2 protein-coding genes are annotated in these 1,871 nt (G+C 59.5%); both read right to left on the bottom strand.

Annotated features, from left to right (window positions below; translation table 11 throughout):
- The coding region (locus EOA29_RS34970) for a hypothetical protein (protein WP_210213213.1) at nucleotides 1-1,000 on the bottom strand (1,000 nt) is incomplete at its 3' end.
- Nucleotides 997-1,871: hypothetical protein (locus EOA29_RS34975; RefSeq protein ID WP_210213214.1), on the bottom strand; the 875-nt coding region annotated here is incomplete at its 5' end. The genes EOA29_RS34970 and EOA29_RS34975, both read right to left, overlap by 4 nt.

Below are 1,871 nucleotides of genomic sequence, written 5' to 3' on the forward strand. Positions count from 1 at the left end.
GTCCCTTGAGAACGCGGAGGTACTCGTTGTCGGCTGGACTCAGTCGGTCGGGAAACGTGAACTCGAAGAAATTGATTGTCTCTTGGGCGAGCGACGTTTTCTTCAGCTTGATCCCGGAAAACAGCTGAAGAACGCTCTCAGCCTCCCATTCGAACAGGCTGAGCGCCTCTGCTTCTAGGCCCCAGCCTGGCGCGGCCTCAATGAAGGCCTCGATGGCAGGATGGACCTCCGCGGGGATATCGTCCCGCACCTCCGCGAACTGCTCTCTCAACTCTTCATTTTCGACGAGCTGGCGATTGGGGCGCTGCTTGACCATCAATGGTTTGCGATCGGCGACGAGCTTTTCAAACAGCTTCTTCCACCGACGCGGGACTTCGCGATCGCGTTCGCCAAGCCCTAGGAAGTAGCCGCTGTCGCGTGGTAGGCGCAATGCGGGCAATGCCCATCCCAGTGCATCCGTGACCGGCACCGCATCGGTTTCAATACGGGTTCGGGTCATGGCGACGTAGGTTGCAATCTGGTGGAGCGTCCAGTCATCGGCCGCGGTCAGTCCCCTCAACGCAGCCCTCCAGGTCGCGATCTGGCTCTCGCTCAGACCCAGGCCCACGGCGGCCGCCTCGACCCAAGGCCCTGACTCTTCCGTCAGCTGTTTCGCCCCGATCAGGGTCACATCCCCGAGGGAGGCACCTTGGTCTTCATCCGTGTTGGCAAAAAGAAGTGCCGGACGGTCGCAGTCGGCGTGCCGGATCGCCACCATCCGCTCGTCCGTCATTACGCTTTCCGGAAGTCCGAAGGGTGAAACCAGGCTGCGCGGCAGCGCGATTTTCAAAAGCTCGGTGGCTTTCGCATCGGTGAGTAACGCCTGAGTGATCGCAGCGACCTGCTCGCCGGTCAGACGATCAAGAAGGTAGCGCGCCATGCCATCGTCCGGCGAGAGCGCGTCAAGACGCAAACGCATCGATGTCGCGCCGGCGGCGCCAATGAGATCAGAGGGGTTCACTCGGCTCTCGCTCTCTGGAATGGGTTTTCGACGTAGGCGCAACTATCGGATAGGCGTCTGAGAAGACCGAGGCTTGCCAATCGCTCTTCAAGGCGATGCGCATTGTCCGAAAAGTCTTCCTGATCCGCGGTCCCGGCATCGACAAACGATCGTGCCTGCGCATCCCCGATGACGATCCCGTAGCGCTGATGTAAGCGCACCAGGAAGTCTTTAAATTCAAGTCTGTTGTCCACGCACGCCACGACGAGGGTCTTCAGCAGCCGATCGGTTGGTGCATAGCGCACGCGACGGCTCGATCGACGCGACGACAATCCGATTGCGCGCGACCATGTCGCATGAATTTTACCCACGTGCTGTTTGTGACGCGTGGTGGCCTTCCTGAGCAGCTCGTCAAGCAGTTGCTTCGGATCGCCGACAGTCTCGTCTTCGTCCCCGTCTGGCCATCCGAACTCGCGCTGCATGAGGTCACTGGCCCTCAAGACGGGTTCGTCAGATGCAACGGCCGCAGTCCAGGCCTGCGTCTCGGCAATGCGCAGGATAAAACGCTCGATCGCCAGTTGCGGCAGCATGTTGTTGTGTTGATAGGAGTCGGCCGACAGATCCCGCACAACGGACTTTTTTGGCGAGACGATTTCGCAAACCAGTTCGACAGGAGAACGATCAAGCAGCTCTCTTGCCCGATCGAGTTGATAGAGAAGCAGATTGAGACCAGCAGTGGTCACAAGGTGCGGAACTGCGTCATGGCCGGGAATGGGCAACTTCAGGATTGAAAGCCAATCTTCCGCCATGCGATCGAAAACAGGATGCTTAGAACACGGCAGATAGGCACCCCCACGCTCTGCCTTGGCGAGCTGGATATCTCCCTGGAGCG

This window comes from Mesorhizobium sp. M1E.F.Ca.ET.063.01.1.1 (assembly GCF_003998155.1).
Classification (GTDB): domain Bacteria; phylum Pseudomonadota; class Alphaproteobacteria; order Rhizobiales; family Rhizobiaceae; genus Mesorhizobium.